Origin of the sequence: Nocardia flavorosea (assembly GCF_015477805.1) — a bacterium.
GTDB classification, from domain to species: Bacteria; Actinomycetota; Actinomycetes; order Mycobacteriales; family Mycobacteriaceae; genus Nocardia; species Nocardia flavorosea_A.
The window spans coordinates 84,417-111,185 of the sequence record NZ_JADLQL010000006.1 but is presented as its reverse complement, the minus strand read 5'-3'; the positions used below and the strand labels follow the sequence as shown (position 1 = coordinate 111,185).

The 26,769-nt window shown below is 68.9% G+C and carries 22 protein-coding genes; 5 read left to right on the top strand and 17 right to left on the bottom strand.

Annotated elements, in window-relative coordinates:
- Positions 1-721: 721 nt before the first annotated feature.
- The gene (locus IU448_RS24460; RefSeq protein ID WP_195058049.1) at positions 722-2,044 is read right to left on the bottom strand and encodes a bifunctional o-acetylhomoserine/o-acetylserine sulfhydrylase; all 1,323 of its coding nucleotides are present in this window, start codon (positions 2,042-2,044) and stop codon (positions 722-724) included.
- Between the two features lie 261 nt (positions 2,045-2,305).
- Here IU448_RS24460 and IU448_RS24455 point away from each other — a divergent pair, with 261 nt between their 5' ends.
- The 3 genes from IU448_RS24455 to IU448_RS24445 all read left to right on the top strand — a co-directional run bounded on the left by IU448_RS24455 (position 2,306) and on the right by IU448_RS24445 (position 4,966).
- The gene (locus IU448_RS24455; RefSeq protein ID WP_195058048.1) at positions 2,306-3,529 is read left to right on the top strand and encodes a cytochrome P450; all 1,224 of its coding nucleotides are present in this window, start codon (positions 2,306-2,308) and stop codon (positions 3,527-3,529) included.
- Positions 3,530-3,598: 69 nt separating this feature from the next.
- Entirely contained in the window at positions 3,599-4,186 is a 588-nt protein-coding gene (locus IU448_RS24450; RefSeq protein ID WP_195058047.1) for a TetR/AcrR family transcriptional regulator, read from the top strand.
- A gap of 33 nt (positions 4,187-4,219) precedes the next feature.
- Positions 4,220-4,966, top strand: coding sequence for a maleylpyruvate isomerase family mycothiol-dependent enzyme (locus IU448_RS24445; RefSeq protein WP_195058046.1), 747 nt, complete (start codon positions 4,220-4,222; stop codon positions 4,964-4,966).
- A 31-nt stretch (positions 4,967-4,997) separates the two neighbouring features.
- Here IU448_RS24445 and IU448_RS24440 read toward each other — a convergent pair whose 3' ends face one another.
- The 13 genes from IU448_RS24440 to IU448_RS24380 all read right to left on the bottom strand — a co-directional run bounded on the left by IU448_RS24440 (position 4,998) and on the right by IU448_RS24380 (position 20,492).
- Positions 4,998-6,668, bottom strand: coding sequence for an FUSC family protein (locus tag IU448_RS24440; protein WP_195058045.1), 1,671 nt, complete (start codon positions 6,666-6,668; stop codon positions 4,998-5,000).
- 347 nt (positions 6,669-7,015) lie between these two features.
- Positions 7,016-8,041: a glycine betaine ABC transporter substrate-binding protein gene (locus tag IU448_RS24435; RefSeq protein WP_195058044.1), complete on the bottom strand. Its 1,026-nt coding sequence runs from the start codon at positions 8,039-8,041 to the stop codon at positions 7,016-7,018.
- Positions 8,038-8,814 (bottom strand): ABC transporter permease, encoded by a 777-nt coding sequence (locus IU448_RS24430; RefSeq protein WP_195058043.1) that lies wholly within the window; start codon positions 8,812-8,814, stop codon positions 8,038-8,040. Before IU448_RS24430 ends, IU448_RS24435 begins: the two co-directional genes overlap by 4 nt.
- Positions 8,811-9,998: an ABC transporter ATP-binding protein gene (locus IU448_RS24425; protein WP_195058042.1), complete on the bottom strand. Its 1,188-nt coding sequence runs from the start codon at positions 9,996-9,998 to the stop codon at positions 8,811-8,813. Before IU448_RS24425 ends, IU448_RS24430 begins: the two co-directional genes overlap by 4 nt.
- Entirely contained in the window at positions 9,991-10,641 is a 651-nt protein-coding gene (locus IU448_RS24420; protein ID WP_195058310.1) for an ABC transporter permease, read from the bottom strand. The genes IU448_RS24425 and IU448_RS24420 overlap by 8 nt, the downstream gene beginning before the upstream one ends.
- A 1,358-nt stretch (positions 10,642-11,999) precedes the next feature.
- Positions 12,000-13,493: an aminotransferase class I/II-fold pyridoxal phosphate-dependent enzyme gene (locus IU448_RS24415; protein ID WP_228814194.1), complete on the bottom strand. Its 1,494-nt coding sequence runs from the start codon at positions 13,491-13,493 to the stop codon at positions 12,000-12,002.
- Positions 13,494-13,509: 16 nt separating this feature from the next.
- Positions 13,510-13,797: a hypothetical protein gene (locus IU448_RS24410; protein WP_195058308.1), complete on the bottom strand. Its 288-nt coding sequence runs from the start codon at positions 13,795-13,797 to the stop codon at positions 13,510-13,512.
- 640 nt (positions 13,798-14,437) lie between these two features.
- Entirely contained in the window at positions 14,438-14,668 is a 231-nt protein-coding gene (locus tag IU448_RS24405; protein ID WP_033245578.1) for a hypothetical protein, read from the bottom strand.
- A gap of 136 nt (positions 14,669-14,804) precedes the next feature.
- Positions 14,805-15,227, bottom strand: coding sequence for a ChaB family protein (locus IU448_RS24400; protein ID WP_195058041.1), 423 nt, complete (start codon positions 15,225-15,227; stop codon positions 14,805-14,807).
- A gap of 230 nt (positions 15,228-15,457) precedes the next feature.
- Positions 15,458-16,426, bottom strand: coding sequence for a glycerate kinase (locus IU448_RS24395; protein WP_195058040.1), 969 nt, complete (start codon positions 16,424-16,426; stop codon positions 15,458-15,460).
- 313 nt (positions 16,427-16,739) lie between these two features.
- On the bottom strand, positions 16,740-17,804 hold the full coding sequence (locus tag IU448_RS24390; protein ID WP_195058039.1) for a tartrate dehydrogenase: 1,065 nt from the start codon (positions 17,802-17,804) through the stop codon (positions 16,740-16,742).
- Entirely contained in the window at positions 17,801-19,231 is a 1,431-nt protein-coding gene (locus tag IU448_RS24385; protein WP_416383045.1) for an NAD-dependent succinate-semialdehyde dehydrogenase, read from the bottom strand. Before IU448_RS24385 ends, IU448_RS24390 begins: the two co-directional genes overlap by 4 nt.
- 97 nt (positions 19,232-19,328) lie before the next feature.
- The gene (locus IU448_RS24380) at positions 19,329-20,492 is read right to left on the bottom strand and encodes a LuxR C-terminal-related transcriptional regulator (RefSeq protein ID WP_195058037.1); all 1,164 of its coding nucleotides are present in this window, start codon (positions 20,490-20,492) and stop codon (positions 19,329-19,331) included.
- 153 nt (positions 20,493-20,645) lie between these two features.
- On the opposite strand from IU448_RS24380, the gene IU448_RS24375 reads away from it, so the two are divergent.
- Together IU448_RS24375 and IU448_RS24370 are read left to right on the top strand one after the other, a co-directional pair.
- Complete coding sequence (locus tag IU448_RS24375; RefSeq protein WP_195058036.1) at positions 20,646-22,112, top strand: FAD/NAD(P)-binding protein; 1,467 nt, start codon at positions 20,646-20,648, stop codon at positions 22,110-22,112.
- Between the two features lie 234 nt (positions 22,113-22,346).
- Positions 22,347-23,807 carry an MDR family MFS transporter gene (locus IU448_RS24370; RefSeq protein ID WP_195058035.1) on the top strand — a complete coding sequence of 487 codons (1,461 nt, stop codon included), beginning with the start codon at positions 22,347-22,349 and terminating at the stop codon, positions 23,805-23,807.
- A 31-nt stretch (positions 23,808-23,838) separates the two neighbouring features.
- Here IU448_RS24370 and IU448_RS24365 read toward each other — a convergent pair whose 3' ends face one another.
- From IU448_RS24365 to IU448_RS24355, 3 genes are all read right to left on the bottom strand, one after another.
- Entirely contained in the window at positions 23,839-24,834 is a 996-nt protein-coding gene (locus IU448_RS24365) for a 2-hydroxyacid dehydrogenase (protein ID WP_195058034.1), read from the bottom strand.
- Positions 24,831-25,760, bottom strand: a complete 930-nt coding sequence (locus IU448_RS24360; protein ID WP_195058033.1) for a hydroxymethylglutaryl-CoA lyase — start codon at positions 25,758-25,760, stop codon at positions 24,831-24,833. Before IU448_RS24360 ends, IU448_RS24365 begins: the two co-directional genes overlap by 4 nt.
- A gap of 805 nt (positions 25,761-26,565) precedes the next feature.
- Positions 26,566-26,757 (bottom strand): hypothetical protein, encoded by a 192-nt coding sequence (locus tag IU448_RS24355; protein WP_195058032.1) that lies wholly within the window; start codon positions 26,755-26,757, stop codon positions 26,566-26,568.
- Positions 26,758-26,769 lie beyond the last annotated feature (12 nt).

The window sequence follows — 26,769 nt, the reverse complement described above, 5'->3', positions numbered from 1 at the left end:
TGACGGCTTCCTTGCGGAGCCGCCCGGGCCGCTGCGGCGTACGCCACAGGGCGCGCCCGGTCTCCGGCGCGCGGCCCAGCCGAGACCCTGGGCGCGGCTGCCGGTATGCCGTCTGCTCTGGTTACGCGAGCGTGGCCTGGCTCCGGCCACCTCTGGACGGTGGTGTGGGTGTTCCGAGTGCGGGGCCGGCTTCTGGACGGCGGACGTTTCGACCGCGGTGCGCGGTCTGCCGGCGCGGGACCGCCTGGATAGTCTGGCGCGCCGGCCGGTGGAGTGCGGGCGTATCGCGACGAAGTCGATGTGAAGCCGTATCCGGTGAATCGACGTATGAGGCGCGCCGAGCGCACACTCTTACCGAGGAGGGTTTCACGCACAGAGTGTCCGCCCGGCCGGGAACTGCCCGGCCCCGCATCCGGAGGAACGTTCGATGCACCCGTTCGCCTATACCCCCGCCGAACTGGCCGATGCCATCATCCTGGCCGTGCGCTGTGTACTGCATGTGTATTCGTCGGGTACGCCGTGCGTCCCGGTCTGAGCGACCTGCCGGTCGCGAGCGGTTCACTTGTACCCGGCCGGACCGTCGCGACAGGGGGCCGATACGAAGGGGCGATGATTCCCGGCGGCGGTTGTCGCGTTGCCGGGGGCGCCGAGGCACGAAGAGAGCCGGACCCGCTGTCGAGCGGGTCCGGCTCCGGGGTTCGCCAGATCTGGGTGACCGGGACTAGCCGGCCGCGGCGGCGAAACCGACACGCAGGTCGGCGAGGATGTCGTCGATTCCCTCGATTCCCACTGCGAGCCGCACCAGACCCGGCGTGACCCCGGAACTCAGCTGTTCCTCGGGCGTCAGCTGCGAATGCGTGGTCGAGGCAGGGTGGATCACCAGCGAGCGCACATCGCCGATATTGGCGACATGGCTGTGCAGGGTCAGCGCGTCGACGAATTTCTTACCCGCGTCCACACCGCCGGCCAGTTCGAACGAGATCACCGCACCGGTGCCCTTCGGTGCGAGCTGCTTACCGCGTTCGTACCACGGCGAGGACGGGAGCCCCGCATACGACACCGAGGTGACCTCCGGCCGTTCGGTGAGGAATTCGGCGACGGCCTGAGCGTTCTGTACGTGCCGTTCCATCCGCAGGCTCAGCGTTTCCAGGCCCTGGCTGATCAGGAAGGCATTGAACGGGGCAACCGCGGGGCCGAGGTCGCGCAGCAGTTGGACCCGGGCTTTGAGCGCGAACGCCGGTGCGCCCAGGTCGGCGAAGACGGCGCCGTGGTAGCTCGGATCCGGTTCGGTGAACCCGGGGAAGCGGGGGCCGTCGTCCCCGCGAACCGTCCAGTCGAAGGTTCCGCCGTCGACGATCGCGCCCGCGATGGCGGCGCCGTGCCCACCCAGGTATTTCGTCGCCGAGTGCACGACGATATCGGCGCCGTGTGCCAGTGGCTGGATCAGATAGGGGGTCGCGACCGTGTTGTCGACGATCAGCGGAATACCGGCGGCGTGCGCGACCTCGGCGATACCCGGGATATCGAAAATATGGTTCTGCGGGTTGGACACCGTCTCCCCGTAGAAGGCCTTCGTATTCGGGCGGGTCGCGGCGCGCCACTGGTCCAGGTCGTCGGGATCGCCGACGAACGATACCTCGATACCGAGTTTGGGCAGCGTGTAGTGGAGGAGGTTGTAGGTGCCGCCGTAGAGCCGCGGGCTGGCGACGATGTGATCACCGGCGCCGGCGAGGTTCAGGATCGCCAGAGTCTCGGCGGCCTGCCCCGACGCCAGCACCAGTGCGGCGACCCCGCCCTCGAGCGCTGCGATCCGCTGCTCCACCGCATCCTGGGTGGGATTCATGATCCGGGTGTAGATATTGCCGGGTTCGGCCAGGCCGAACAGGGCAGCGGCGTGCTCGGTATCGCGGAAGGTGTAGGAGGTGGTCTGGTAGATCGGCAGAGCGCGGGCGTTGGTGGTGTTGTCCGGAACCTGTCCCACGTGGATCTGCTTGGTCTCGAAGCTCCAGCCGTCGGCGGGATTCGGCGGGTTGGAATCGGTCATCGCGATGTCCTTCTCTACTGGGTCGGGAACGATCAAGCGTACTTCCGGCGTCCTCGGCCGGTCGCGCCGCTGCGGCCCGCCGAGGTTATGGGTGGTCAGCGTGCCGAGGCCAGGGTTTTGTTCGGGTCGATTCCAACTATGCCCTCGTTCGCCGATCGCGGGGTGGGCATCCTGTGACCGGTTCTTCCGCCGTGGTTTGCCGAGCGATCGCATTCGGACGATTCGGCAGACAAAATCTAGATTTTGTCTTACTGTTACGACATGGAGGGTCAGACGTATCAGAGCGAAGCGTATTTCGAGCTGCGTTCGGGTGAAACCTGGCGGTCGCCGTGGGCGATGTACGCGGGATTGCGGGAGCACGATCCGGTGCATCGGGTCGTGCCGCGGAACCAGCCGGAGAACGACTACTGGGTACTGACCCGGCACGAGCACGTGTATGCGGCAGCGCGCGATGTCACCACCTACTCCTCGGGCCAGGGGCTCACCGTGGAGTACGGCGAACTGGAAAAGATCAACCTCACCGCCAATCCGCCGATGGTGATGCAGGATCCGCCCGAGCACACCGAATTCCGCAAACTGGTGGCCGCGGGTTTCACACCGCGGCAGGTGGCGGAGGTGGAACCGGTGGTCCGCCGGTTCGTCCGGCAGCGGCTGGACCGGCTGGCCGAACACGGCGGCGGCGATATCGTGATCGACCTGTTCAAACCCCTGCCCACCATGGTGGTGGCCTACTACCTGGGTGTTCCGGAAGACGACCGGCCGCTTTTCGACGGATGGACCGATGCCGTCGTGGCGGCGAGTACTCAGCGCACCGCCGACGCACAGGCGGCATCGATGCAGATGCTGGGCTATTTCGCCGAACTGATCAAACGGCGGCGCACCGACCCGGGCGACGATACCGTCTCGCTGCTGGTGCAGGCGGGGATGGCGGCCGACGATACCGATGTGGACGGGCTGGTGCAGATCCTGGCCTACACCTGGACCATGGTGTCCGGTGGAAACGACACGACCACCGGCCTCCTGGGTGGCGCCGTGCAGTTGTTGCAGCAGCACCCCGAACAGCGGGCCGCGCTGGCCGCGGACCCCGGACAGATCCGGGCGGCGGTCGAGGAATTCGCCCGCCTCACCTCCCCGGTCCAGGGGCTGGCCCGCACCGCGACGCGGGATGTGGAACTCGACGGCCGGACGATACCGGCGGGCCGTAAGGTACTGCTGGTGTACGGCTCGGCGAACCGCGACGAACGGTCCTTCGGCGCCGACGCGGCGGAACTGGATATCGAGCGCAACCCCCAGCGCATCATGACTTTCGGGCACGGCCCGCACCACTGTCTCGGCGCGGCGGCCGCCCGGATGCAGGCACGGGTGGCGCTGGAGGAACTGCTGGACCGTTTCCCGGACTACCGGGTCGATATCGATGCCGTCACCTACGCCCCCGGCCCGTATGTGCGCCGCCCCACCAGCGTTCCGTTCCGATGCGCGGCATGAGCTGCCGGGTTCGGGGCGGATCCGGGGGTGGTGGCCCGGTATCGGCCGGTGCGCTGCTGCGGGGTGTGTATGAGTGGTGACTGGCTGGCCGGCGGGCGTTCCGAACTGGCCGTCGAGCGAATTCTGGACGCGGTCCGGGCATTGGTGATCGACAAAGGCGCCGCGACTGTCGGGATGGCCGAGATCGCCGAGGCCGCCGGTTGTTCACGCGCGACGCTCTACCGGTATTTCGACAGCCGGCAGTCGCTGTACGTGGCCTTCGCCGGCCGGGAGGCCACCCAGTTGATCGAACGGGTCTGGCGAGAGCAGCGATTGGACGGTCCCGACCGCGCCGAACGCCTGCTGGACGGTATCGCCGCCACCCTCGCCGAAACCCGCAAGACACCTCATCTGGCGGTCTGGTTCGAACCGGCCGACGCGGGAATAGTGGCGCGGCTGTCGGATTCGTCGGCGGTGATCGACGCCCTGGTCACCGCCTTCGTCACCCGGTTCCGGCCCGAGCTGACCCCCGCCGCGGCGCAGCGGCTGAGCCGGTGGACGGTGCGGATCATGGTCTCGCTGCTGACCCTGCCGCCCGCGGACGAGGCCGAGGAACGCGCCCTGCTCCGCGATTTCCTGCTGCCGTTCCTGCTCGACGAGCGGCTGCCGATCGGCTGAGATCCGGTCGGTGGTCTGCGGTAGCGTGACGCCATGAGTGCGCTTTCCGGTCTCGATTTCCCACTGCTGCTAGCGGACTTCCAAGGGGAGTTCCTCGCTTCGATTCCGGACGCGGACCCGGCTGCCACCGTGCCGTCCTGCGGCGACTGGACGGTCCGCGAACTGGTGGAGCACCTGGCGTTCGTGCACCACTGGGCCGCGGCAAGTGCGCGCGCGCAGCGAGCGACGCCCCTGGAGGACGGGCCGTTCGACCTCGCCGACCACTACGCCGCCTGCGCTACGGAACTGCGGGGAACCCTCGCCGAACTGGATCCGGCGGCGACCGCCCGCGTCCTGGCCCATCCGGACCCGATGGGCGAAGGTCCGGTGTCGTTCTGGCATCGCCGGCAGGTCCACGAGACGCTCGTCCACGGGCACGATCTGCGCGCCGCGATCGCGGGCAAGCCCGCCCTCGGCCTGATGCGGGCCGTGCCGGAGGTCTGGGCGGACGCTGTGGACGAGGTGGTGACGGTCTTTCATCCCCGCCAGGTGGGAATCGGCCGGATGGCACCGCTGTCGTCCCCGCTCGCTCTGGTCGCGACGGACCTCGACCCCGCGCCCGGCTGGGTGCTCGGCGGTTCGGGCGGCGATATCGACGAGGTGCCGTTGCGGGTCTCCGGTCCCGCCGAGGGACTGGCGCTCCTGCTGTGGGGCCGCATCGACCCGGACGAGGCCGGACTGATCGTCGACGGCCGTCGCGCCGACCTGGACGCGCTGTTACTCGAACCGATCGTCCCCTGACCGGATGGCCGATGAACCGGCGGGGAGCACGTCAAGCCAGCTCTGCGAGATTGCGGGACCACCCGCTCAGCAGGCCCGGATCGACAGGGGAGTCCGGGTACAGGTCGGCGGCGAGGACGTGGTGGCCGAGCCGGCGGATACGCTGATGCCTGATCCAATGGGTACGGGTCCACTCGGGTTCGTTGTGGGCGGCGTCGATCGCGCCGAGTGTCGAACCCATCAGTTCGAATTCGAGTTCCCGCCGCACCTCGGGTAACGCCGTGCGTTGCCGCGCCGGCAGCGCCAGGAGCCGCAGCAGCCGGCCGAGTGCTTCGAGTACTCGCTGGTCGTTGCGCAACAGCACCCGGCGGTGCGCGCGGCGGTCGATCGACCACAGCGCCGCCAGGCCGATCAGCACGCCGATCGCGCTCTCCACCAGCCGGTCCCGGACCACGGGGACCATATCGCCGTACTGCCCGCCACCACCCATGAGCAGCGCCAGCGCAGTGATGAACACGACGGCCAGTCCGTAGTTGCGGGCCACGAACGTTTCGATCGCGAACTGCAGCGTCATCAGGATGAGCACCAGCGACCACGGCCCCGGTTCGAGGGCATAGAGACCGGTGAACAGCACCAATCCCAGCGCGGTGCCGCCGATGCGGTGCACACCGCGATAGGTGCCCCGGACCCGGTCCGGCCCTTGGTGCAACAGCACCGTGACGGTGACCACCGCCCAATCGGGACGCCCCAGGTCGAGCGCGACGGTCAGGCCACCGGCCAGCAGTGTGGCGATCGCGATCCGGTTCGCCGATACTGCGGCGTGGCTGTCCGGGGATACCGACCGCAGCAGCCGGTACCGCAGCGTCGGGCGGGGTGTCGGCGCAGGGCGGCCGGTGTCGAACAGCAGATCGGAGGCGTTGTCCGCGGCGTTGTCGCGGTGCAGTGCACCGGCGAACGCGCGCTGGGCGCGGGTGAGTTCGTCGACGAGGCCGTCTGTGCTGTCAGTGCGCCGGGCGTCGTCGAGCAGCGCCCACGCCGTCTGTACCTTCATCGCGGTGGCGTAGCGGGCGCCGATGGTGTCGCCGGCCGCCGGATCGAGCGCGGCGTAATCGCGTACCGCGGCAGCCGCGGCTGTCACCGCCCGCTGTTCGGGCGGATCGGCGCGGGTGAGCGCGGCCGACATTCCGACGATCAGCGCACTGAGTCCCCCGATGGCGGTCCACAGCGCCACCTCACCGGGCGGCACCCCGTGCCCGGTGATGAGCGCGCCGACCCCCGCGGCGAGGACGAAGAAGAACCCGCCCGGCGGGCCGAGACGCAAGGCGGAATTGACGAAGGTGCCCGCCACCGCGACCGCCGACATCAGCACCACCAGACTCAACTGCCACCAGTGCGATCCACCGGCGGCGAGCCGGGTCTGGATCAATTCCCCGGTGAGCCCGCCGGCGAACGCCGTCAGCACCAGCGACAGCGCGGCCGCGCCGATCACCCGCACGCGGCGCCGGTAGACCTGGCCCTCGCCGAAGATCACCGCCAACGCGCCGGTCGCCGCCATCAGTCCCTGCTGTTCGTGCCCCAGCGCTACCGCGACGAGAGCCGGCGCGCCGAACGCCACCGCGGCCCGGACGGCGCCGGGCAGCCGGCGGCCCGCGGGTGGTACCCCGAACAGCGCCGACCGGGCCGGTGCGGGCGACGGAATCTTCGGACCCTCCGGGGCAACCAATCCACCGCCTCCTACTTGTCGTTCCGCCGCGCCGATCCGGCCCGTCGTTCGTCGGGCCGATCCGGTTCATCGCTCTGTTGGGCCGATCCGGTCCATCGCTCCTGTCGGGCCGAACCTGGCCATCGCTCCATTGGGGCGGCCCGGTCTGTCGTTCTGTCGGGCCGCCCGGCCGTCCCGCCGAGCCGACCCGGCCCGTCGTTCTGTCGAGCCGAACCTGCCCCGTCGTTCCGCCGAGGCGAACCGGGTCGGCGTTCAGTTGCGCCCTCCGGCCGCCCTCGGCTGAGCCGACCCCGGCCGCCCCCGCTGAGCCGACCAGGCCGGTCAATCCGGTGAGCCGACCAGGCCGGTCACTTCGCTGTGACGAACCCGTGCGTGACCATCCAGTCCCGTGCGACTTCCGCGGGTTCGCGGCCCTCCACATCGACCTGCCTGTTCAGTTCGGTGATCGACTCGTTTGTCAGCAACCGGGAAATCGGCGTCATGATCGCGGTGACCTCCGGGTATGCGTCGGCGAATTCCGCGCGCATCACCAGCGCAGCATTGTACTTCGGGAAGAATGCGCGATCGTCGGCCAGCAGTACCAGATCGAGTGCGGGGATACGGCCGTCGGTGGCCGCCACCGACCCGAACGCACACTGGCGGGCATCGGCGGTCGCCTGGAAGACCACGGCGTCCTGCACGATCCGTTTGCTCACCCGGCTCTCGTCGATCCCGTAGGCACGGGCCATACCCGGGTAGCCGTCCTGGCGCACATTGAATTCGGTGCCGACGCAGGTGGCGGCCGCGGCCGGATCGGTGGCGACGAGTTCGGCGTAGTCCGACAGCGACCACACCCCGGTGCTTTCTGCGGTGCGCCGGGCGGTGGCCAGCGCGTAGGTGTTGTTCATCGGCGCCATCGCCGCCCAGACCATCCCGTGGGCGGCCCGGTCGGCATCGCGGACCGCCTCGAACTGGCCCTGTTCGTCCGGGACCGGTGTTTCGTTGCCCAGATAGTTCACCCAGCCGGTGCCGGTGTAGTCGTAGGCGATATCGATCTGGCCGCTGAGCTGGGCGTCGCGCAAGCTGTTGGAGCCTTGGATATTCGTCAGATCGCGCACCTCGGCCCCGGCGGCGACCAGCGCGAATTCGATGATGTAGCCGAGGATCTGCTGTTCGGTGAAATCCTTCGACCCCACCGTGACCGGGGCCCCCGCGAGTGCGGGCACCGGCCGGATACTGCCGGGCCCCACGCGTAGCGGTACCGCGCTACCGGATTGCAGACCGCATCCCGCGATCAGTACAACCCCGCAGAGCAGCAGCACCCCCAGCGTGCGGATCCCGTTCGACCTGCGCACCGGGCGATACGGGTGCAGGGGTGTCCGCAGCGTGTTCATCGCAGCCCCCTCGGGCCGAGCAGGCGTTCGGCCACCGCGCCCAGCCAATCCACCAGCAGCGCCAGCGCGACCGCCAGTACCGCGCCGACGACCAGGGTGACGTTGTCGCGTAGTTTGTATCCGGTGTCGATGAGAATTCCGAGGCCGCCGGCACTCACCAGGAACGACAGGGTGGCGGTGCCCACGGCCAGGACCAGCGAGGTGCGCAGTCCGGCCAGGATATAGGGGACTGCCAGCGGGAATTCGATCCGCCGCAGTACCGTTGCCGCCGACATCCCCTGTCCGCGCCCGGCATCGATGAGCAGCGGATCCACCTGCTGATAGCCGAGGATGGTGTTACGCAGGACCGGCAGCAGCGAATAGAACGCGATCGGTGCCACCCCGATCCAGAAACCCGTGGTCCTGGTGGCCAGGTAGAACAGCACGATCAGCCCGATGGCGGGGGCCGCCGCGCCGATATTGGCGATACCGACGAAGAACGGCGCGAGCCGGCGGTAACCCGGGCGGGTGAGCAGCGTGCCCAGCGGTACCGCGACGGCGATCACGATCAGCACCACCGTGGCGCTGATGAGCACGTGCTGCCAGGTGACGGTGGCGATATTGCTCGCGTTCAGGCTGGCCTGCTGGGTGACGGTGAGATCGCGTCGTAGTGCCCACACCAGCACGCCGACGGTGAGCAAGGCGACGAGGACGGGCTGGACGAGCAGCCGGGCACCGTCCGCGCGCCGCAGCGCCGGGGGCTTTCCGGTATCGGCCGCGAGTTGCGCCGTCATGCCGGTGCTTCCGTCGCGGTCTGCGCACCACCGTGCGCGGCGCGCAGGGCCGAGAGGTGGGCGACCAGGGTATCGATGGTGATGAGGCCGGCGTATTCGCCGCGCGGTCCGGTGACCACCCCGGTGGCGTTGCGGTCGGTGAGCAGTGCCTCCAGACCGTCCTGCAATGTCGATGCCATGGACAGGGTTTCACCGAGCGGTGTTCCGGTGTCTCGAACCGCCGCCGCGTGCGCGAGCTGGGCGGCGGAAACCCAGCGCAGGGGCCGCCGGCGGGCGTCGAGCACCAGAGCCCAGTCGGTGCCCGCCACGGCCGCACGCGCGGTTTCGATCGAAGCGTCCTCGGCGACGGTGGGGCAGTCGCCGAGTTCGACATCCCGGATACGGGTCAGGGTCAGCTGTTTCAGGGAGGCATCGGCGCCGACGAATCCAGCCACCGTATCGTCGGCCGGATCGGCCAGGATCGCGGCGGGAGTGCCGTATTGCAGGATGCGCGACCGGTCGCCGAGGACCGCGATCCGGTCGCCGAGTTTGACCGCCTCGTTGAAATCGTGGGTGACGAACACGATGGTCTTACCCAGTTCCGCTTGCAGTCGCAGTAGTTCGTCCTGCAGCAGGCCGCGGGTGATCGGGTCGACCGCGCCGAACGGCTCGTCCATCAACAGCACCGGTGGATCGGCGGCCAGCGCCCGCGCCACCCCGACTCGCTGTTGCTGACCGCCCGAGAGCTGCCGCGGATAGCGGCGCCGGTAGGTGCCCGGATCCAGGCCCACCAGTTCCAGCATTTCATCGGTGCGGGCGGCGATCCGCTTGCGATCCCAGCCGATGAGTCCGGGGACGGTGGCGATATTGCGGGCTACCGTCATATGGGGGAACAGACCCGCCTGCTGGATGGAATAGCCGATCCCGCGGCGCAACCGGTCCGGATCCATTGTCGCGGCATCGCGGCCGTCGATCGTCACCGTGCCGGACGTAGGTTCGATCAGCCGGTTGATCATCCGCATGGTGGTGGTCTTCCCGCAGCCCGAAGGCCCCACCAGCACCACGATCTCGCCCGCCGGAATGGTCATCGACACCGCGTCGACGGCCGGCTGCGGCTGACCCGGATACTGTTTGGTGACGGAATCGAGCACGATCTCGACACCGGAAACCGCCGATTTCCCGGTGGCGGTAGCGGAATCAGTCACGAATCCCCCTCGGAACGGTGAAACGGCCGACGAGCAGGAAGATCCCGTCGAGCAGTAGGGCGAGTACGACGATGAGTACCGTGCCCGTCAGCGCCTGCGGTACCGCGTTCGGGCTGCCGAGCCGGGCCAGACCCGAGAAGATCAGATTGCCCAGGCCCGGACCCTTGGCGTAGGCGGCGAGGGCGAGAATGCCCATGATCAGCTGGGTGCTCACCCGCATTCCGGTGAGAATCGACGGCCAGGCCAGCGGTAGTTCCACCGCGGCCAGAACCCGTAGCCGGTTCATCCCGACTCCGCGCGCCGCATCGACGACCGCCGGGTCCACCGCGGACAGGCCGACGAGGGTGTTACGCAGGATCGGCAACAGTGCGTAGAGCACCAGGGCGATCACCGTCGGCACGACACCCAGCCCGAATATCGGGATCAGCAGGCCGAGCAGTGCGAACGACGGCACGGTGAGGATCGTGCCGGCCGCGGCGGTCGCGGCCGCCGAACCGGCCGGACTGCGGTAGACCAGCACACCGATCAGCACCGCGATCGCCGTCGCGATCAACAATGATTGCAATACGGCCGAGACGTGCAGATACGAATCCACGAAAAGCTGGTGGCGACGCTCCACCACGAAGGTCCACAACGTATCCAGGATCAGACCTCCACGTGTCCGGTGCGACCGGCTGTCGCGGCCTCGCCACGACCGGACGGGTACCGGCGCGGCAGGCCGCCGGCGAAAGCAAACGACTGGAGCCCGGCGGCGCGACGCGCACACTGGGTCCGCAGTATGGAGTGCCCGATCGGGACAAGATCGAAACCCCGCGTTGTCACACCAACTGTTTCTCCGGCGCGCGGTGCCGGGAGTGCGGTAGTGAGCGTGCTGCGACTTCGCCGACTCGACTCCAGCCGTCCGCCGCCGAAGAACGCGGATCGGCCGCGGTCACGATGCGGACAGCAGTTGTAGTGCATGCGGCAGGAGAACGCGGCCCGGATGCCGGTACCGGCGTGACCTGCGGGTCCGGCGCGATGAACGAACAGTCCTGTCGGGTCTTCACCGGCGCACCGCAACCCGCGGCAACCGGCCTCGCGCGATGCGCACGTCGCGGCTGCTGGGCCGGCAGTATTCCGGTCTCCCGGGGCCGGCCGCCGAAACGCACGATCCCCATGCGCGAGCGACGCCGGCCACTCGATGCGCGCCGGGCGAAGCGAACCTGACGCCGGCGCGGTGAGCCGCCGGACTTCCCGTGATTCGGCCGCCTGGTGAGGGGTACGCGATCCCTATGGAACTACTCGTGATCATCGGGATCGCGATCCTCGTCGCGTTGGTCGTCGGCTTCCGTTGGTTGACCGGCCGCCGCCCGGACGAGCCCGAATCCCCGGACAACGACGGTAAATGAGCCCCACCCCTGGCTTTCGCCTCGCAGTCGGCACGTTCCGGTCCGCCGCCATGGTTGCCTGGACAGGACATGTTTGTTCGGCCAAAGGACGGCCCTCCGCTTTTCGGTGCTGGTCTCGGCCCATGGCGGAGCCGGGCGCGGGTCCGCCGCCCACATCGATGATTTGCCGGCGTCGGTGGGCCGGATCGGCGGCGATGATCGCACCGACGCCCGCGAGCGCGGCGACGACCCGCCACCAACCGACTTCACCGCCTTCCTCTGGACATCGCAAGTTGCCCGCTGCCGGCAACACCAGCCACCCGGGGCACGGCTGTCGCCCCGACGGCGGCAATTCTCATGGGGTCGCCCGGCGGCGATCAGGCCCGGGGACAGCGTGCCTGCTGGATGCCTCGTCGTGATCGGACATTTTCCCGCGTTGTCCGCTGAAACCGCCCGCAGCCGCGGGTTATTGCGACCCCCGCGAACACCGGCTCACCGGTCGGCAGCCGTGCGTTCACGGTCCGCCCACCGGACAGACGATCCGCGGTGAGCATGAGGATTCCGGCCTCGGCCGGACAGTATGCGCCAATCCCCACGCCCGGGTTACCGAGGCAGCAGGCCACCGGTCGACGGGTCAACCGGCGACAACTCGGATCTGTTTCAACTCCGGGTCCGAGGCGTCGGGCAGGTTCATTCCGTGTTCATGACCGGTGCGCAAATAGTCCAGGACACCCTGGCCGAGCCGTTCGCCGGGGATCACCGCGGGGATTCCCGGGGGATACGGGGTGAGCTGTTCGGCCACGATCCGGCCCGCCGCCTTGCCGATCGGCACCATTTCGGTCGGCCCGAAGAACGCGTCACGGGGCAACATCGCGGTTTCCAGCAGTAATTCGTCCGGCTTGGGGACCTGTATCTTCTGCGGTGTATCGCTGGGGCGGGCCTGCGCCCGCCAATCGCGCATCGCCGTTACCAGGGTCTCGACCGTCTCCGCGCCGTCGGCGAAGGACAAGGTCGCCAGCAGTCGGCGATGATCGCTGAGCCCGAGATCGATCCGGCGATGATTACGCAACCAGGCATCGGCTTCGTATCCGCTGACCCCGGTTTCGGAGATATCCATCAGTACCTGGAGGCGGTCGAGGTCGTGGGAGGCCTCCACTCCCAGCAGTTGGTCCTCCATCACCTGAATCCCCGGGATCCGGTCGAGTTCGGTGCGGACCTCCCGCGCCGTGTGCAAGGCGTTGTCGAAGATTTCGCGGCCCCGCTGCACCATCTGCCGGCGCCAGCCATCGAGCGCGGTGTAGACCAGCACATTGGGGCTGGTCGTCATCAGGAGGTCCGCGCAGTGCCGTAACCGCACCGGGTCGACAAGATCACCCTGCAGATGGAATACCGAGCCCTGCTCGAACCCGGCACCCATTTTGTGCACGCTCACCACGCAGACATCCGCGCCCACATCCATCGCCCAGGTCGGCAGATCCGGATGGAACGGCAGATGCGCCCCCCATGCCTCGTCCACGATCAGCGGTTTCCCGCGTTCGTGGCAAACCCGGGCGATCCCTTCGATATCCGCACAAGTGCCGTACGGGCTGGGGCTCACCACCAGCGCGCCCGCGGCGTCCGGGTTTTCGTCCCAGGCCCGGCGAACCTGTTCGGGTGACGGGGGATGGGTGAAATGGCGTTCGGTATCCCAGCGCGGCGTGATCCAGCGCGGCAGTACTCCGGAGAAGATCAGGCCGGCCACGATGGATTTATGGCAGTCGCGGGCGACGAGCAGACCGCCGTCGCAGCCGCCGGCGACCGCCATCATCGCGGCTTTGACCGACAAGGAACTGCCGCAGGTGGAGAAGTACGCGCGCTCCGCACCGACCGCGTCGGCCATGAGCTCTTCCGCGTGCGCGAGATACCCGCCCTGCGACAATCGGTCGTCGAGCCCCGGCGCCGCGAGCACGTCCGAAGCGAATGCGTCCCGGCCGATCACCGCGAGGACCCGTTCGTCCGCGCCGCGACCCTGCCGATGCCCCGGCGGGGTGAATCCGTAGCGGCCCAGCGTGTGGTACTCGTCGAGCGCTTCGAGCATCGGCGCCCGGGAATGGTCGAGATGTTTCCGGGGTCCGCCCTCAGTGCCCATGTCCGGGGCTCCGCCCTCAGTGCCCACGCTGCTCCCGCAAGGTCGCCCCTTCTCCGGATTTCACCCGGCGATGTTCGGCGGCCACCATCGCAATACCGGCCACCAGGCATACCCCGCCGCAGATACCCGCGATAACGGCCCAGCCCTCGAACCCGTAGCCGGCGGCGGTGAGGGTGAGTGCCACCAGCACGATGCCGATCGCGGCCAGGATCATGCCCGGCCAGTTCCGGGCCACCTCGATGGACTCCCCGGCATGCGAGCGGGTGGTTCGCGAATCATCGGGAAAGCGGTGTTCGTACGGGATGTTGTGCGGACCGCTGCTGGGCGGAGTGCTGCGGGGCTGCAGGCCACCGGTGGGCGGCGTCTGCGGAGCGTTGCCGCGCTGCAGGCCACCGCTCGGGTGTGGTGCCGCGCCACTGGGGCGCTGCGGTTCGTCGGGTCCGGAGACCATGGCGTGTCCTTCCTGTCGACCTTCCGACCAGGGATTACGTCCCGGATACCCGGTCGCCGGGCATTGAATCACCGGCATCTCCGCCCCGCTTCAGCTGTCGGGTGACGGCAGCGTTCCGGGGTCCGGTAATGGGCGGCCTCTCCGGTTCTGGTAGTGGGGCGGCCTCTCCGGATCGAATAGCGGGCGGCCTTCCCGGGTCAGGTACCGGTGGTGGCCGCCCGGGGTCGGGAATCGGCGGCGGTCGGCCTGGGTCCGGTTGCGGGCGTGGATCCGGGGCCGGCGGCCGCGCCGGGTCGGGCGGGTGTCCCGGGTCCGGCGGAGGCTGCGGGGGAGTGGGCCAGGGGTCGGGGTCGGGGGAACCGGACGCCGGCGACGGCCGCAGGTCGATATCTCGCATCATCTTCCTTCCGGCGTCCTGGGGCGGGTGCTGCGCCGACCGGCCACCGGCGCTGGGCGGTGGCCGGTCGCATAGTCAGCGGCCCTGCCGGAGGGATCAGCTCAGGCGCTGAGCGAGCAGTGCCTTGGCCTGCTCGGCGCCTTTCTGACTCTCGTGCTGGGCGCGTTTGAAGAATTCGGCGATCTCGGCGTCACCGGCCCGCTCGGCGTCCCGGCTGTACACCTCCATGCGCAGTGCATTGCTCAGGCATGCCTCGGTGAACCAGATGAGGTTGTAGTCCTTGTCCTTGGTCCCGGTGAACTGGCCGGTTTCCTGCTGGATGCTCATTACGGCCTCCTGCTCGTTTGTTCGCGCCCGGTACCGGGCGTCTGCTCTGCCGACGGTGTCCCTACCGTCACCGGCGCCCTACCCGCCGCGTCGTCCGCGAAACAGCGGGAGTACGTGTACCGCCGGGCGAGCCCGCTCACTTCCGGCGCCGGGCGGTTTCCCGGCGGTTGGATTTCTCGATCGCGGTGACGAGTTCGTCCTTGGTCATCCGCCACCGGCCGGTGATATCGAGCCGGCCGGCGATATCGCGCAGATGCTGTTTGGAGGCATTTGCGTCCACACCTCCGGCGCTGGCGCCCTTCGGGTTCGGGCCACCACTGGCGGCGCGCTCGTCGGACGGCCCCCGCTTCTTCTTGGGCTCCCAGTGGTCGCCCACTTTCTCGAAGCTGTGCTTGAGCGCCTCGTAGGCCACCCGATGCGCGCGTTGCTCGCTGCCGTAGGTCTGCAGTGCCGAGTCGTGGGCCTTGGCGAAGGTTCGCTGCGCTTTCTCGTCCGAACGCTGCAGGGTGCTCGGCAGGTCCGATTTCCGGACCGTGCCGCGAGCAGTCGTCTTCGGCATCGCGTACTCCTTCCTGGTCCTGGTGGTCAGGCATTCCGGCGCGGACTTCGTGATCTCGTCCGGCTCGGGTACCGGGCGGCTACCCGTTCGCGCAATACTGAATCCGGCCTCCCGATCCCCGCGGCGTCCTGGTCACCGGCCGGTCGGACGGGGGCCCGCAGCTGTCCCCCAGGGGGCCGGCCGCCCCGGGTCAGCCGTACCGGCGGCAGTAGGCCGGCGGTCATCGGCCGCTATGGGGAGTACCGGACTCCGATACGCTGCCCCGCCGTGTGCATAGCGGTGGTATCGGAGGCGATGAACACCTCGGCGAATCGCGACCGGTAGTCGCCGAGATCCTCGCCCACCGAACCGACCACGGCGTACACCGGCGTCGTACCGGCACGTGCCAGGATCGCCGAGATGATTTTCCCGGAGCGGGTCTGGCCGTCGAGACGACCCTCCCCGACGACGATCGCGTCGACGCCCGCGGCCGCCCCATCGAATCCGCCGGTATCCAGGATGTACTCGGCACCCGACCGCAATTCCGCGCCGTACTGTGCCCACATCCCCCCGGAGAAGCCGCCGGCCGCCCCCGTCGCATCGATACCGGAAGGGTCGCGTGGCAACCGGCGCGCGGTATCGGCGAGGCGGCGGGTCAATAGTTCCACGGCGGCCGGATCGGCCCCCTTCTGCGGGCCGAAGACGCGGGCTGCGTCGAGGTAACGGGTGGTGACATCGGTGAGCACGGTGATCGACGCGGCGTGCAGACCGCCGCGGTCCTCGATGGCCGCGATGGCGCCGGCACCGCCGTCGGTGCTGGCCGAACCACCTGCCGCGACCACGATCCGCCGGGCCCCGCGGCGCGCGGCCGCCGCGATGAGCATCCCGGTGCCGTAGGTATCGGCGGTGACCGGGTCACGCGGGCCGTCGTGCGGGGTGGTGATTCCACTGGCCGCGGCGAGTTCGACCACCGCGATTCCGTCGTCCGAAAGGCCGAAAGTGGCGGTGCACGGCACACCCCAGGGGTTGCGTGATTCGACGGACACCCGATGCAGACCGAGTGGCTCGGCGAGGACATCCAGTGTCCCCTCACCGCCATCGGCGACCGGTAGCCGCAGCGCGCGACCCCCGGATTCCTCGACCCCGCGGCCGATCGCCTCGGCGACCTCCGCCGCCGAATAGGTGCCTTTGAAACTGTCCGGGGCGATGAGCACGGTCACGACAGCGCCGCTCCGCTACACCCGAACGTGGCAGGGCGGAACCGGGCGGCGCCGGCCGCGGTCCCCGCGGCCCGGCCGGACAATCCGCCGGCGGATATCCGCGAATCACCGACGACTCGACGGCCTGAGAAATTCATGGCTGCAACCCTATCGGGCCACTGGGTCGCCCTTGGCGTATCGGTTCCGGACTCACCACGGGCTGTCTCGATCCGCGCGGCGACCGAGAACGTCGCCGGACAGGCCGGCCTCGTCGCCGTCGAACGCTACCGAACGCGGTAGCGGTTCGCAGCTCGTCCTGAGCGCCGAGCGGTTGTCAGCCGGCCGGGAGCAGGGCCGAGGCGCGGTCGGCGATCGCGGTGCCGACCTCTGTCGTGGTGGCGGTGCCGCCGAGATCGGGTGTGCGGGGACCACCGGTGCCGAGGACATCGGTCACGGCCCGGTCCACGGCGGCGGCCGCGGTGTGCTCGCCGAGGTGGTCGAGCAGCATGGCGGCCGCCAGTATCTGGGCGACCGGGTTGGCGATGCCCTGCCCGGCGATATCCGGCGCACTCCCGTGCACCGCTTCGAACATGGAGGGAGCGTCGCGTCCAGGGTTGATGTTGCCGGACGGCGCCAGGCCCAGTCCGCCGGTGACGGCGGCGGCCAGATCCGAGAGGATGTCACCGAACAGGTTGGAGCCGACGATCACATCCAGCCGGTCGGGGTGCAGCACGATCTCGGCGGCGAGCGCGTCGACATGCATCTGCCGGGTCTGCACCCCGGGGTAATCGGCGGCGATCCGGTCGAAGATCTCGTCCCAGTACGGCATGGAATGGATCAGGCCGTTCGATTTGGTGGCCGAGCACAGCCGGCCCGTGCGCTCGCTCGCTCGTTCGAAGGCGTAGCGGATGATCCGTTCGCAGCCCACGCGGGTGAACACCGATTCCTGCAGGACGAATTCGTCGGGCCGGCCCGGGTTGTGGCGGCCACCGATCTCGGAGTATTCGCCTTCGGAGTTCTCGCGCACGATGAGCAGATCGAGATCTCCGGCGTCACGGTCGCGCAGGGCCGAGGTCGTGCCGGGGAGCAGCCGGACCGGGCGGAGGTTCACGAACTGCCCGAACGCCCGTCGCAGCGGAATCAGCAACCCCCACAGGGAGATATGGTCGGGAACTCCGGGAAAGCCGACCGCGCCCAGCAGGATCGCATCGTAACCCGCGAGCTGCTCCGGGCCGTTCGCCGGCATCATCGCGCCCGTGCGCAGGTAGTTTTCGCAGGACCAATCGAATTCGGTCCATTCGATTCCGGGCAGGACCCGGTCGATGACCTTCACTGCCTCGGCCGTGACGTCGACGCCGATACCGTCGCCGGGGATGGTCGCGATCCGATAGGAACTCACAGTGGCACTCCGATGTATTTGATCTCGAGGAATTCGTCGATACCGACCAGGCCGCCTTCGCGGCCGAGCCCGGATTCTTTCACCCCGCCGAACGGCGCGGCGGGATTGGACACCACACCCTGATTCAATCCGACCATTCCGGTGTCCAGCGCTTCCGAGACCCGCAGCCCGCGCCGCAGGTTCTCGGTGTAGACGTAACCCACTAGACCGTAGGGGGTGTCGTTGGCCCGGTCCAGCGCCTCGTCCTCGGTATCGAAGGTGGTGAGGCAGGCCACGGGTCCGAAGACTTCGGTGTGGCAGATGAGCGCGTCATCGGGTACGTCGGTGAGCACGGTGGCCGGGTAGAAGTTTCCGGGACCGTCCACGGGCTCACCGCCCAGCAGCACCCGGGCGCCGCGCGCGCGGGCGTCGGCGACGAGTTCGGTCACCTTGGCGACGGCGTCGGTATCGATCAGGGGCCCTACCACGACGCCCGGCTCGGTTCCGGGCCCCAAGGGCAGTTCGGCCATCCGCGCAGTGAGGCGTTCGGCGAAATCGGTGGCGATATGGCGCTGGACGAAGAACCGGTTGGCCGCTGTACAGGCCTGGCCTATATTGCGCATCTTCGCGGCGAGGGCTCCGTCGACGGCCGCGTCCAGATCCGCGTCGTCGAATACCAGGAACGGTGCGTTGCCGCCCAGTTCCATCGAAGTGCGCATGACCGTGCGCGCGCACTGTTCGAGCAGCAGTTTGCCGACCGCTGTCGAACCGGTGAAGGAGAGCTTGCGTGAACGGGGGTCGCTGATCAGCGGGCCCATCAGCCGGCCGGGATCCGATGTGGTGACAACGTTCACGACCCCCGACGGTACGCCCGCGGTCCGCAGGATCTCGGCCAGCGCCAGCGTGCACAGGGGCGTCTGCTCGGCGGGTTTGACCACACAGGTGCAGCCCGCCGCGAGCGCCGGGCCGATTTTGCGGGCCCCCATCGCCATCGGGAAGTTCCACGGGGTGATGAGCAGGCTGGGGCCGACGGGTTGTTTGGTGACGAGGAACCGGGAACCGCCGCCGGGCGCGGGCAGGTATCCGCCGTCGAGGCGGACGGCTTCCTCGGCGAACCAGCGGAAGAACTCGGCGGCATAGGCGATTTCCCCGCGGGCCTCGGCGAGTGGTTTGCCCATTTCGAGGGTGGCGACGAGGGCGAGGCGGTCGGCGTCGTCGAGCAGCAGGCGGTGGGCGCGCATGAGGATTTCGCTGCGTTCCCGGGCGGGAGTCCGGGCCCAGGCGGCCTGCGCGGCCGCCGCCGCGTCCAGTGCTGCCGTACCGTCTTGCGCAGTGGCGTCGGCGACCGCGCACAGTTGCGCGCCGGTGGCGGGATCGAACACCGGCATGGTCGCCGCGGCCGTACGCCACTGCCCCCCGATGAAAAGGCCTTTTGGCACGGAATCGATGGCGGCGTGTTCGGCGGCGGTGCGAGTGTCTTCGGTGAGCACGGCGTCGGTTCCTCCCTGTTGGCCCCGGAAGCCCGGAGCTAGATTGTCGACAATCCTACAATAGATGGGTGACCGGGGGCTCGATATCTTCGGTTGCGCGGATATGCGCGGGTAGGTTCCCGGGCTGGGAGATGCGGACCGGATCCGGTAGGGCGGGCCAGTAGTGCTCGGTGAACAAGCGAGCGACCAATTCTCCCCGGCTGCCCACCTCGACCTTCGCGAAGACCGACTTGATGTGATCGCGCACAGTATGCGGCGACAGGAACAGCGTGCCCGCGATCTCACTGGTGTTCAGGCCCCGCGCGATGAGCTGGGTGACCTGGAGTTCCCGGGACGTGAGACCGTGCGCTTCGGCGATCAGCACCGCGAGGTCGGCCGGTGTCGCCGGTTCGATGATCAGCGCGACCGGGCCGGGGCCACCTCCCGTATCGGTGAGATCCGAAGCGTGGCAGCACAACCAGCGGCCCTGCGTATTCCGGATACGCAACCGGGCGCTGCCGTGATCGAGTCCGGCCGCGCGGGCCCGGGCCTGGAGTACCGTGCTCAGCAACCAGATCGGGAGTTTCGGCCCGAGAGCGGTCGGAACCGCCGGCCCGGGCGGCAACAGCGCGAGGTGCTGCCTGGCTTCGGCGTTGGCCGAGACGGCCGTGCCCGTCTCGTCGAACAGGATCAGGCCGGGTGCGGGTGCCTCGGTATGCGTCGCCGACGGGACCGGCCGGGCGAAACCGCGCAACCGCGCCGCCAGCGGCTGGGCGAGATCGGCGAGCAGCGCCACTTCCGTCGCGGTGAAGTCGCCGGCGCCGCGGAACAGGCTCACCAGTCCCCATGGCCGGTCGCCGATGCGCAGCGCCACCCGCAGTTCGTCATGTATGCCCTGCCCGGCGAACAGCCGACGGAAACGCGCGCTACGCGCCGGCAGATCACCGGTCGCCGCGCGCAGCCCGGCCGCGGGGACGGCGGCACGCGCCAGATCACGGAAGGGCACTACGTTCTCCTCGAGCAGTTCGCTCTCCCAGTAGGCGGCGCAGCTCTCACCCGACCCGAGATTCTCCACCAGCATCGGCGCGGTGATGAGTCCCGTTTCCGGATCGGCCGCTGTCCAGACTGCCGAATCGAACGGCACGAGCCTGCGGATTCCCGCCGAGACCCGGCCGAAGAAATCCATGCTGTCGACGGCTCGGCCGGCGGCGGTCAGGACGGGTTCGGACAACTGATTCATTCGGTGCTCCTCCGCGGTCCAGCCTGCCGGGTCGGCGGCCGGCCGCCAACCCCCCGTTCGAGGGGGGCGGGTCCCGCGCTCACCCTGTGCGCGCGGGATGGTTCCGGGCCGCCGCCCCGGCAAAGGTCGAAGGCAGTCGATCGAGAGGACATCATGAAAATCGCGATAATCGGCGGCGGTCCGGCGGCGGTCGCCCTATTGGACGCCTTGGCCGTATCGGCGGACGAGGCCGGGGCTCGTCCCGGTCCGCTCACCGTGTTCGAGCCGTCACCGTGGTTATGGCGCGGCCGTCCCTATGCACCGGATCTCGACTCGGTGCTGGTGAACGCGATTCCACAACTGATGTCCATCCGCGGTGCCGATTTCGGCCACTACAGCGGATGGCTGGGCGAGCGAGGCGCGCAATATCTTGATACCCGGCTGGGACAGCCACTGGTCCCGCGGGCACTGTACGGCGAATACCTGGTGGAGTCGGCGGAGGCTGCGCTGGCGGCGCTGCGCGGCCGAGGCTGGGAAACCCGTGTGGTGCGGGCCCGGATCACCGGTGCCACCCGTCATGAGGGGATGATCGTCCTGCGCACGGACGCGGGGCAGGAGCATCGGGTGAGCCGGCTGGCGCTGTGCGTAGGCGGCGGGACACCCCCCGACCTGTACAACCTGGCCGACCGGCCGGGCTATATCCACGATCCGTACCCGCTGGCTCGCACTCTGGGCCGGATCCCGGTCGACAGCACTGTTTCGGTGCTCGGGAGTGGGCTCACCGCTGTCGATATCGCGGTATCACTGGCCGCCCGCGGCCATACCGGCCCGGTCACGCTGCTGTCGCGCACCGGAACCCTCCCGCACGTCTGGCAGCGCCCCATCCCGCGGACACCCACCCAGCTGACCGGCGAGCGGATCTCCGCCCTGTACCGGGAACAGGGTTCGGTCACGCTGGCCGATCTCGCGGATCTGATGGAGGCGGAACTCGCCGATACCGGCGAGAGTTTCGACGATCTCGCCGCGGAATTCCTGAACTCCGACCACCCGGTGACCCGGCTGCGGAGCCAGTTGGAGGCGATCGACGATCCCCGGATCGGCCGGCGGGTTCTGCAGGAATCGGTGCATCGACTCGGACCCTCCGTGTGGCCGCTGCTCCCGGACGACGACCGGGCCCGGTTGCGGCAGCATTTCCGTACTGCCACCGCGATCGCTTCGCCGATGATCCCGGTCAATGCCGTAACGGTCCTGGAAATGCTGGACACCGGCCGGCTCGAACTGCTCCGGGGCGTGCGTGCTGTCGAGTCGGTGGCCGGTCGATTCCGAATCGAACACGGCGCGGGCGATCACACCGCCGATATCGTGGTCAACGCGGTGAATCCGCCCCCGCAAGCGATACCCGCCGGGGCACGTTCCCTCGTCGACGCCCTGGCGACCGCCGGCCTGGCCGCTCGCCATCCGGAGGGCGGCATCGTCCCGGCCGATCCGTGCGTCCATATCGTAGGCGACCTGCACGGCGGGGGGTCGTTCATCACCACCGGTATCGCCGGGCTCGCGGCTCAGGCGGTATTCGCCGCTCGCGCCCTACACGGGGCGGGTGGGCAGCCCAGGTCGGCCGCCGGTACCCGTCGATCCGCGTGACCTCTCTCACAGCGGGCGTCGGATGGTTGCGGCGACGCTGCCGAACGCTGTGATCATGGCGGTGCCCGGGAATACGGGGGTATGAAAATCGATTGATCCCGGGCGTAGCTGTAAGAAACACTGGTCCGTCACCGATGAGAGTGGCGAGCTGTGTTCGTCTGATCTCATGGCCGGCGTGGTCGTCGAGGATCCGCCCGGTCCGCACCATCATCTACGCGATCCCGGAGGTAGCCCATGCCCGCACGAGTTTCTGTCCGCGGGGCCGGCGGGGGCACCCCGGCAGTGATCCGATTACTGGTGATCGCGACGTTCGTGGTGATCCTGAACGAGACCATCATGATCAACGCGATTCCGCGGCTGATGCACGACCTCGAGGTGACCGAACGGGCCGCGCAGTGGGTGTCCACCGCCTTCATGCTCACCATGGCCGCCGTGATCCCGGTGACCGGCTGGTTCCTGCAGCGGGTCACCACCCGGCGGGCGTACGCGATCGCCATGGGGGTCTTTCTCGCCGGCACGATCCTGTCCGCGCTGGCGCCTTCGTTCGGAGTGCTGCTGGCCGGCCGGATCGTGCAGGCGGGTGGGACCGCGGTGATGATGCCGCTGCTGATGACCACCCTGATGACGGTGGTGCCCGAACACGACCGGGGCCGGGTGATGGGCAATGTGACACTCGCGATCTCGGTGGCGCCGGCCATGGGCCCGGTGATCTCCGGTCTGGTGTTGCAGATCGCCTCGTGGCGGTGGTTGTTCGTACTGGTACTCCCGATCGCGGGGGTGGTGACCTGGTTCGGCCTGCGCAGCCTGGAGAACGTCGGTGAACCGGAGTCCGGCGCGATCGACTGGCTCAGTGTGGTGTTCGCGGCCCTCGGCTTCGGCGGCTTGGTCTACGGGCTCAGCCAGTTCGAGGCGGGCAGTATCGCGACTCCCGCGCTGATCACCGTGGCCGGGATCGCCCTCATCGGCCTCTTCGTGGCGCGTCAGCTGTGGTTGCAGCGCACCGGGACCCCGCTGCTGGATCTGCGGGTGCTGCGCTCGGCGACCTACGCCAAGGGGCTGGTGCTCATGGCGGTGGCGTTCCTCGCCATGCTCGGTTCGATGATGCTGCTGCCGCTCTACCTGCAGAATCTGCGCGAACTCTCGCCGCTGCTCACCGGTCTGCTGGTGATGCCGGGCGGGCTGGCGATGGGTCTGCTGGGGCCGGTGATCGGCCGGCTGTTCGACCGTTTCGGAGGTCGCGTACTGGTGATCCCGGGATCGATCGCGATCACCGTGGCGCTGGCGGGCTTCACCCGGATCGGTATCGACACACCGTACTGGTTGCTGCTCGCCCTGCACGTCGTGCTCATGGTCGGGCTCGCCGCGGCTTTCACTCCGGTGTTCACGCTGGCCTTGGGCGCCCTTCCCGAGGACCTGTATTCGCACGGCAGTTCGATGCTGGGCACCTTGCAGCAGGTCGCCGCCGCGCTGGGCACCGCCCTCGTGGTCACGGTGATGGCAACCCGGGCCGGATCCCTGGAAGATTCCGGTGTCGACGCGGTGTCGGCGCAGCTGAGCGGGATGCAGTGGGCGTTCGCCGTATCGGCGGCTCTGGCGGTGGTCGTGATCGTGACGGCCGTCCTGCTGCCCAACCGGTCCAGCGCGCCGGACGAGGCCGGTGATGCATCGGTGAAAGGCGAGCTGGTCGAGGTCTGATCGTGGCCGGGCGCTGAGAGCCGTTCGGCTCTCAGCGGGCAAGCGCCTCCGGGTTGACCGGATAGGGCGGTAGTTCGCGGCGTGCCATCGCGATCGCATTCTCCGCACAGCGGCGGGCCATTTCGGCGCGTACCGGTACGGTGGCGCTGCCGACATGCGGTAACAGCACCGTATTCGGGAGTTCGGCGAGCCCCGGGGCCAGCCGCGGCTCGTTCTCGTACACATCGAGTCCGGCGCCCGCGATGGTCCCGTCCCGCAGGGCCGCGACCAGCGCCCGCTCGTCCACGATGGGCCCGCGCGCGGTGTTGATCAGGATCGCCGAGGGTTTCATCGCGTGCAGGACGGCGGCATCGACGAGGTGGCGGGTCTGCGCGTTCAGCGGTACGTGCACCGAGAGATAGTCACTGGTCGCGACCAGTTCGGGCCAGGACACATGGCGTACCTTGCCGGCGAATTCGCCCAGTTCCGCCTCGCTCACCTCGCGATCACCCGGGGGCCGCGGACAAAACGCGACCGTCATTCCGAAGGCGAGGGCACGCCGGGCAGTGGCGCGGGCGATCCGGCCGAAACCGGCCAGGCCCAGTGTCTTCCCGCTGACATCGTGGCCCAGGAGCAACTGCGGCTGCCAGCCGTGGAATTTCCCGGCCCGGACGAAGGCATCGGCCTCGACGCATCGGCGCGCGACCGCCAGCATCAGCAATACGGCGATATCCGCGGTGGCATCGGTGAGCACCCCGGGGGTGTTGCCGACGACAATGGCGTTCGACGTGGCCGCCGCGATGTCGATATTGTTGTAGCCCACCGCGAAATTACTGATCCCGGTGATTCTCGCGCGGTTCAGCAGAGGTGCGTCGAACTCGTCGCGCAACTGCGCCACCACCACCCGGTGGTTACCCGATGTGCACGCGTCCACCAATTCGCCGTGGGACAAACCGTTTTCTGCGACCGTCACCGTTCCGGCCGCCTCGAGCAGCCGCATACCCGGGTCCGGCAGCGGTGTGGTGACGAGGAAATCGGTAGCCGTCACGAGACCACCCATTCGAAGGCACGAGCGTGCGAACGCGCGCCCTGGGCGGTTTTCGAACGGTTGGGTTCGCCGAGTTCGGTGAGCATCCGCGCACTGATATCCACCATCCGCGCCAGGGTGTCCGGGGTGAGCCAGTCGGGGCGGGTGGCGAACAGGATGTCCTCGCTGGCGGTGTTACCGCTGGCGCCGGGCGCGAACGGGCAACCGCCGAGACCGCCCAGGCAGCCGTCGACCATGCCGGCGCCCGCATCGATGGCGGCCAGCGTATTGGCTACGCCCAGCCCCCAGGTGTCGTGGCCGTGGAAGACGATCCGGCGGCCCGCAGTGCCGGCGCCGACCGCCTGGATCAGCTGCCGGACCTGCGCCGGTACGGCCTGGCCGAGCGTATCGCAGATAACGATATCGGCGGCCCCGTCGGTGCGGGGGTCGGCGGCGATACCGAGCACGCGCTCCGGATCGACCGTGCCCTCGATCGGGCAGGTGAAGGAGGTCGCGATACAGAGCGCGATGGTGCCCCCGCAGTCCCGAGCGAGTTCCACAGCCCGCGGCATGGCGGCCACACTGTCCTCGGTGCTGCGCCCGATATTGGCCTGGTTATGCGAATCCGTAGCAGAAAAGCAGTATTGGAAGTTACGCGCCCCCGCGGCGGCGGCCTTCTCGATATGCCGAGGCGTGGCCACCCACACCCAGCATTTCGCGAGTTCCGTCGGTGTCAGCTCGGCGATGACCTCGAGCGTATTGGCCAGCGGCGGTACGAGGTCGGGCCGCGCCATGGAACCGATCTCCAACTCCGGGACACCGAGGGCGAGCAGTTCGCGGGCGATTTCGACCTTGCGCGCGGTCGGCAGCAATTTCCCGGTGAGCTGCAAACCGTCGCGCAGCGTGACATCGCGCAATCGCGCGGCCGGTGTGTAGGTGAAGCTCATACCCTGACCTCTGTATCGGCCGTGCCTGTGACGGCGTCGATTTCGTCGTCGGTGAGGCGGCGCACCGAAGCGAGAACCTCGCGTGTGTTCGCCCGGATCCGGTCCGATTGTACGGATCGGACAGAGCCCCGCCGATCACCGGGACGTTCCCGGGGAACCGCCGGACATGGCGAAGCCACCGGGCCCGGCGGCGTCGGCGCCCACGGGTCGGATCCGGCGATTGGCCGGCGTGGTTCCAGGTCTCCGATGCCGATGCCGATGCCGATGCCGATGCCGCACTGGACGATGCGACCGGCCTCGGCGCCTCCGTACTGATGGCGGTCCACAACAGTCCGTTCGGCCGGATGGGGATACCGGCCGCGCCGCAGCGTGCGGCTTTCGGCATCATCGATATCGCGCAATCGCCCACCTCTCGAGACACCGGGCGGCCGGTACGCGGATCCCCGGATTGCGCGGTGTTCGGCGTGCCCGACAGGGCGAATGGAGAGGCGATCGTGACTACGGTCGCGACCGCCGCGCCGTTGCCGGGCACGAACGCAGCAGTGGGCCGAGTGGTCCCGATCGAATCGTTCGGGACCACGCCGCGCGGGTACGCACCGATACTCTCGTGAGCCGTGAGCCGTGAGCCGTGAGCCGTGAGCCGTGAGCCGTGAGCCGTGAGCCGTGAGCCGTGAGCCGTGAGCCGTGCGGGACACTCGGTACTGTCCGCGCTAACCGCCCGGTTCCGGGCGACCGAGATGGCCGGGCTATCGCAATTCAGCCGCGGCCCCGCGCCCTGCCGGTGAGCCCGAGGCCGCGCAGACCGTTATGTCCCGTCGCTCTGTGGGCGCTCGGTTCGGTCGATTCGCTCGTTGACGAGCTCGTCGTCGTCCGCGGGCGGTTCCGGATCGTGCCATTCCTCGGCCCGGCTGGATCGGTTACCGCGCAGCGTGCCCTCCATTTCGTGGGCGAGTTCGTCGTCGCGGGCCGGGCCGTGCTTACTGCTTCCTCGTTCCATCGTGTCCTCCTG

Bases quoted from the DNA above. Each gene is read 5' to 3' on its own strand.
- IU448_RS24400 (WP_195058041.1), bottom strand. From the start codon at position 15,227: ATGCCGAAGACGACTGCTCGCGGCACGGTCCGGAAATCGGACCTGCCG.
- IU448_RS24360 (WP_195058033.1), bottom strand. From the start codon at position 25,760: ATGAGCTTCACCTACACACCGGCCGCGCGATTGCGCGATGTCACGCTG.
- IU448_RS24370 (WP_195058035.1), top strand. From the start codon at position 22,347: ATGCCCGCACGAGTTTCTGTCCGCGGGGCCGGCGGGGGCACCCCGGCA.
- IU448_RS24445 (WP_195058046.1), top strand. From the start codon at position 4,220: ATGAGTGCGCTTTCCGGTCTCGATTTCCCACTGCTGCTAGCGGACTTC.
- IU448_RS24375 (WP_195058036.1), top strand. From the start codon at position 20,646: ATGAAAATCGCGATAATCGGCGGCGGTCCGGCGGCGGTCGCCCTATTG.
- IU448_RS24450 (WP_195058047.1), top strand. From the start codon at position 3,599: ATGAGTGGTGACTGGCTGGCCGGCGGGCGTTCCGAACTGGCCGTCGAG.
- IU448_RS24415 (WP_228814194.1), bottom strand. From the start codon at position 13,493: ATGGGCACTGAGGGCGGACCCCGGAAACATCTCGACCATTCCCGGGCG.
- IU448_RS24355 (WP_195058032.1), bottom strand. From the start codon at position 26,757: ATGGAACGAGGAAGCAGTAAGCACGGCCCGGCCCGCGACGACGAACTC.
- IU448_RS24380 (WP_195058037.1), bottom strand. From the start codon at position 20,492: ATGAATCAGTTGTCCGAACCCGTCCTGACCGCCGCCGGCCGAGCCGTC.
- IU448_RS24435 (WP_195058044.1), bottom strand. From the start codon at position 8,041: ATGAACACGCTGCGGACACCCCTGCACCCGTATCGCCCGGTGCGCAGG.
- IU448_RS24405 (WP_033245578.1), bottom strand. From the start codon at position 14,668: ATGAGCATCCAGCAGGAAACCGGCCAGTTCACCGGGACCAAGGACAAG.
- IU448_RS24460 (WP_195058049.1), bottom strand. From the start codon at position 2,044: ATGACCGATTCCAACCCGCCGAATCCCGCCGACGGCTGGAGCTTCGAG.
- IU448_RS24430 (WP_195058043.1), bottom strand. From the start codon at position 8,814: ATGACGGCGCAACTCGCGGCCGATACCGGAAAGCCCCCGGCGCTGCGG.
- IU448_RS24455 (WP_195058048.1), top strand. From the start codon at position 2,306: ATGGAGGGTCAGACGTATCAGAGCGAAGCGTATTTCGAGCTGCGTTCG.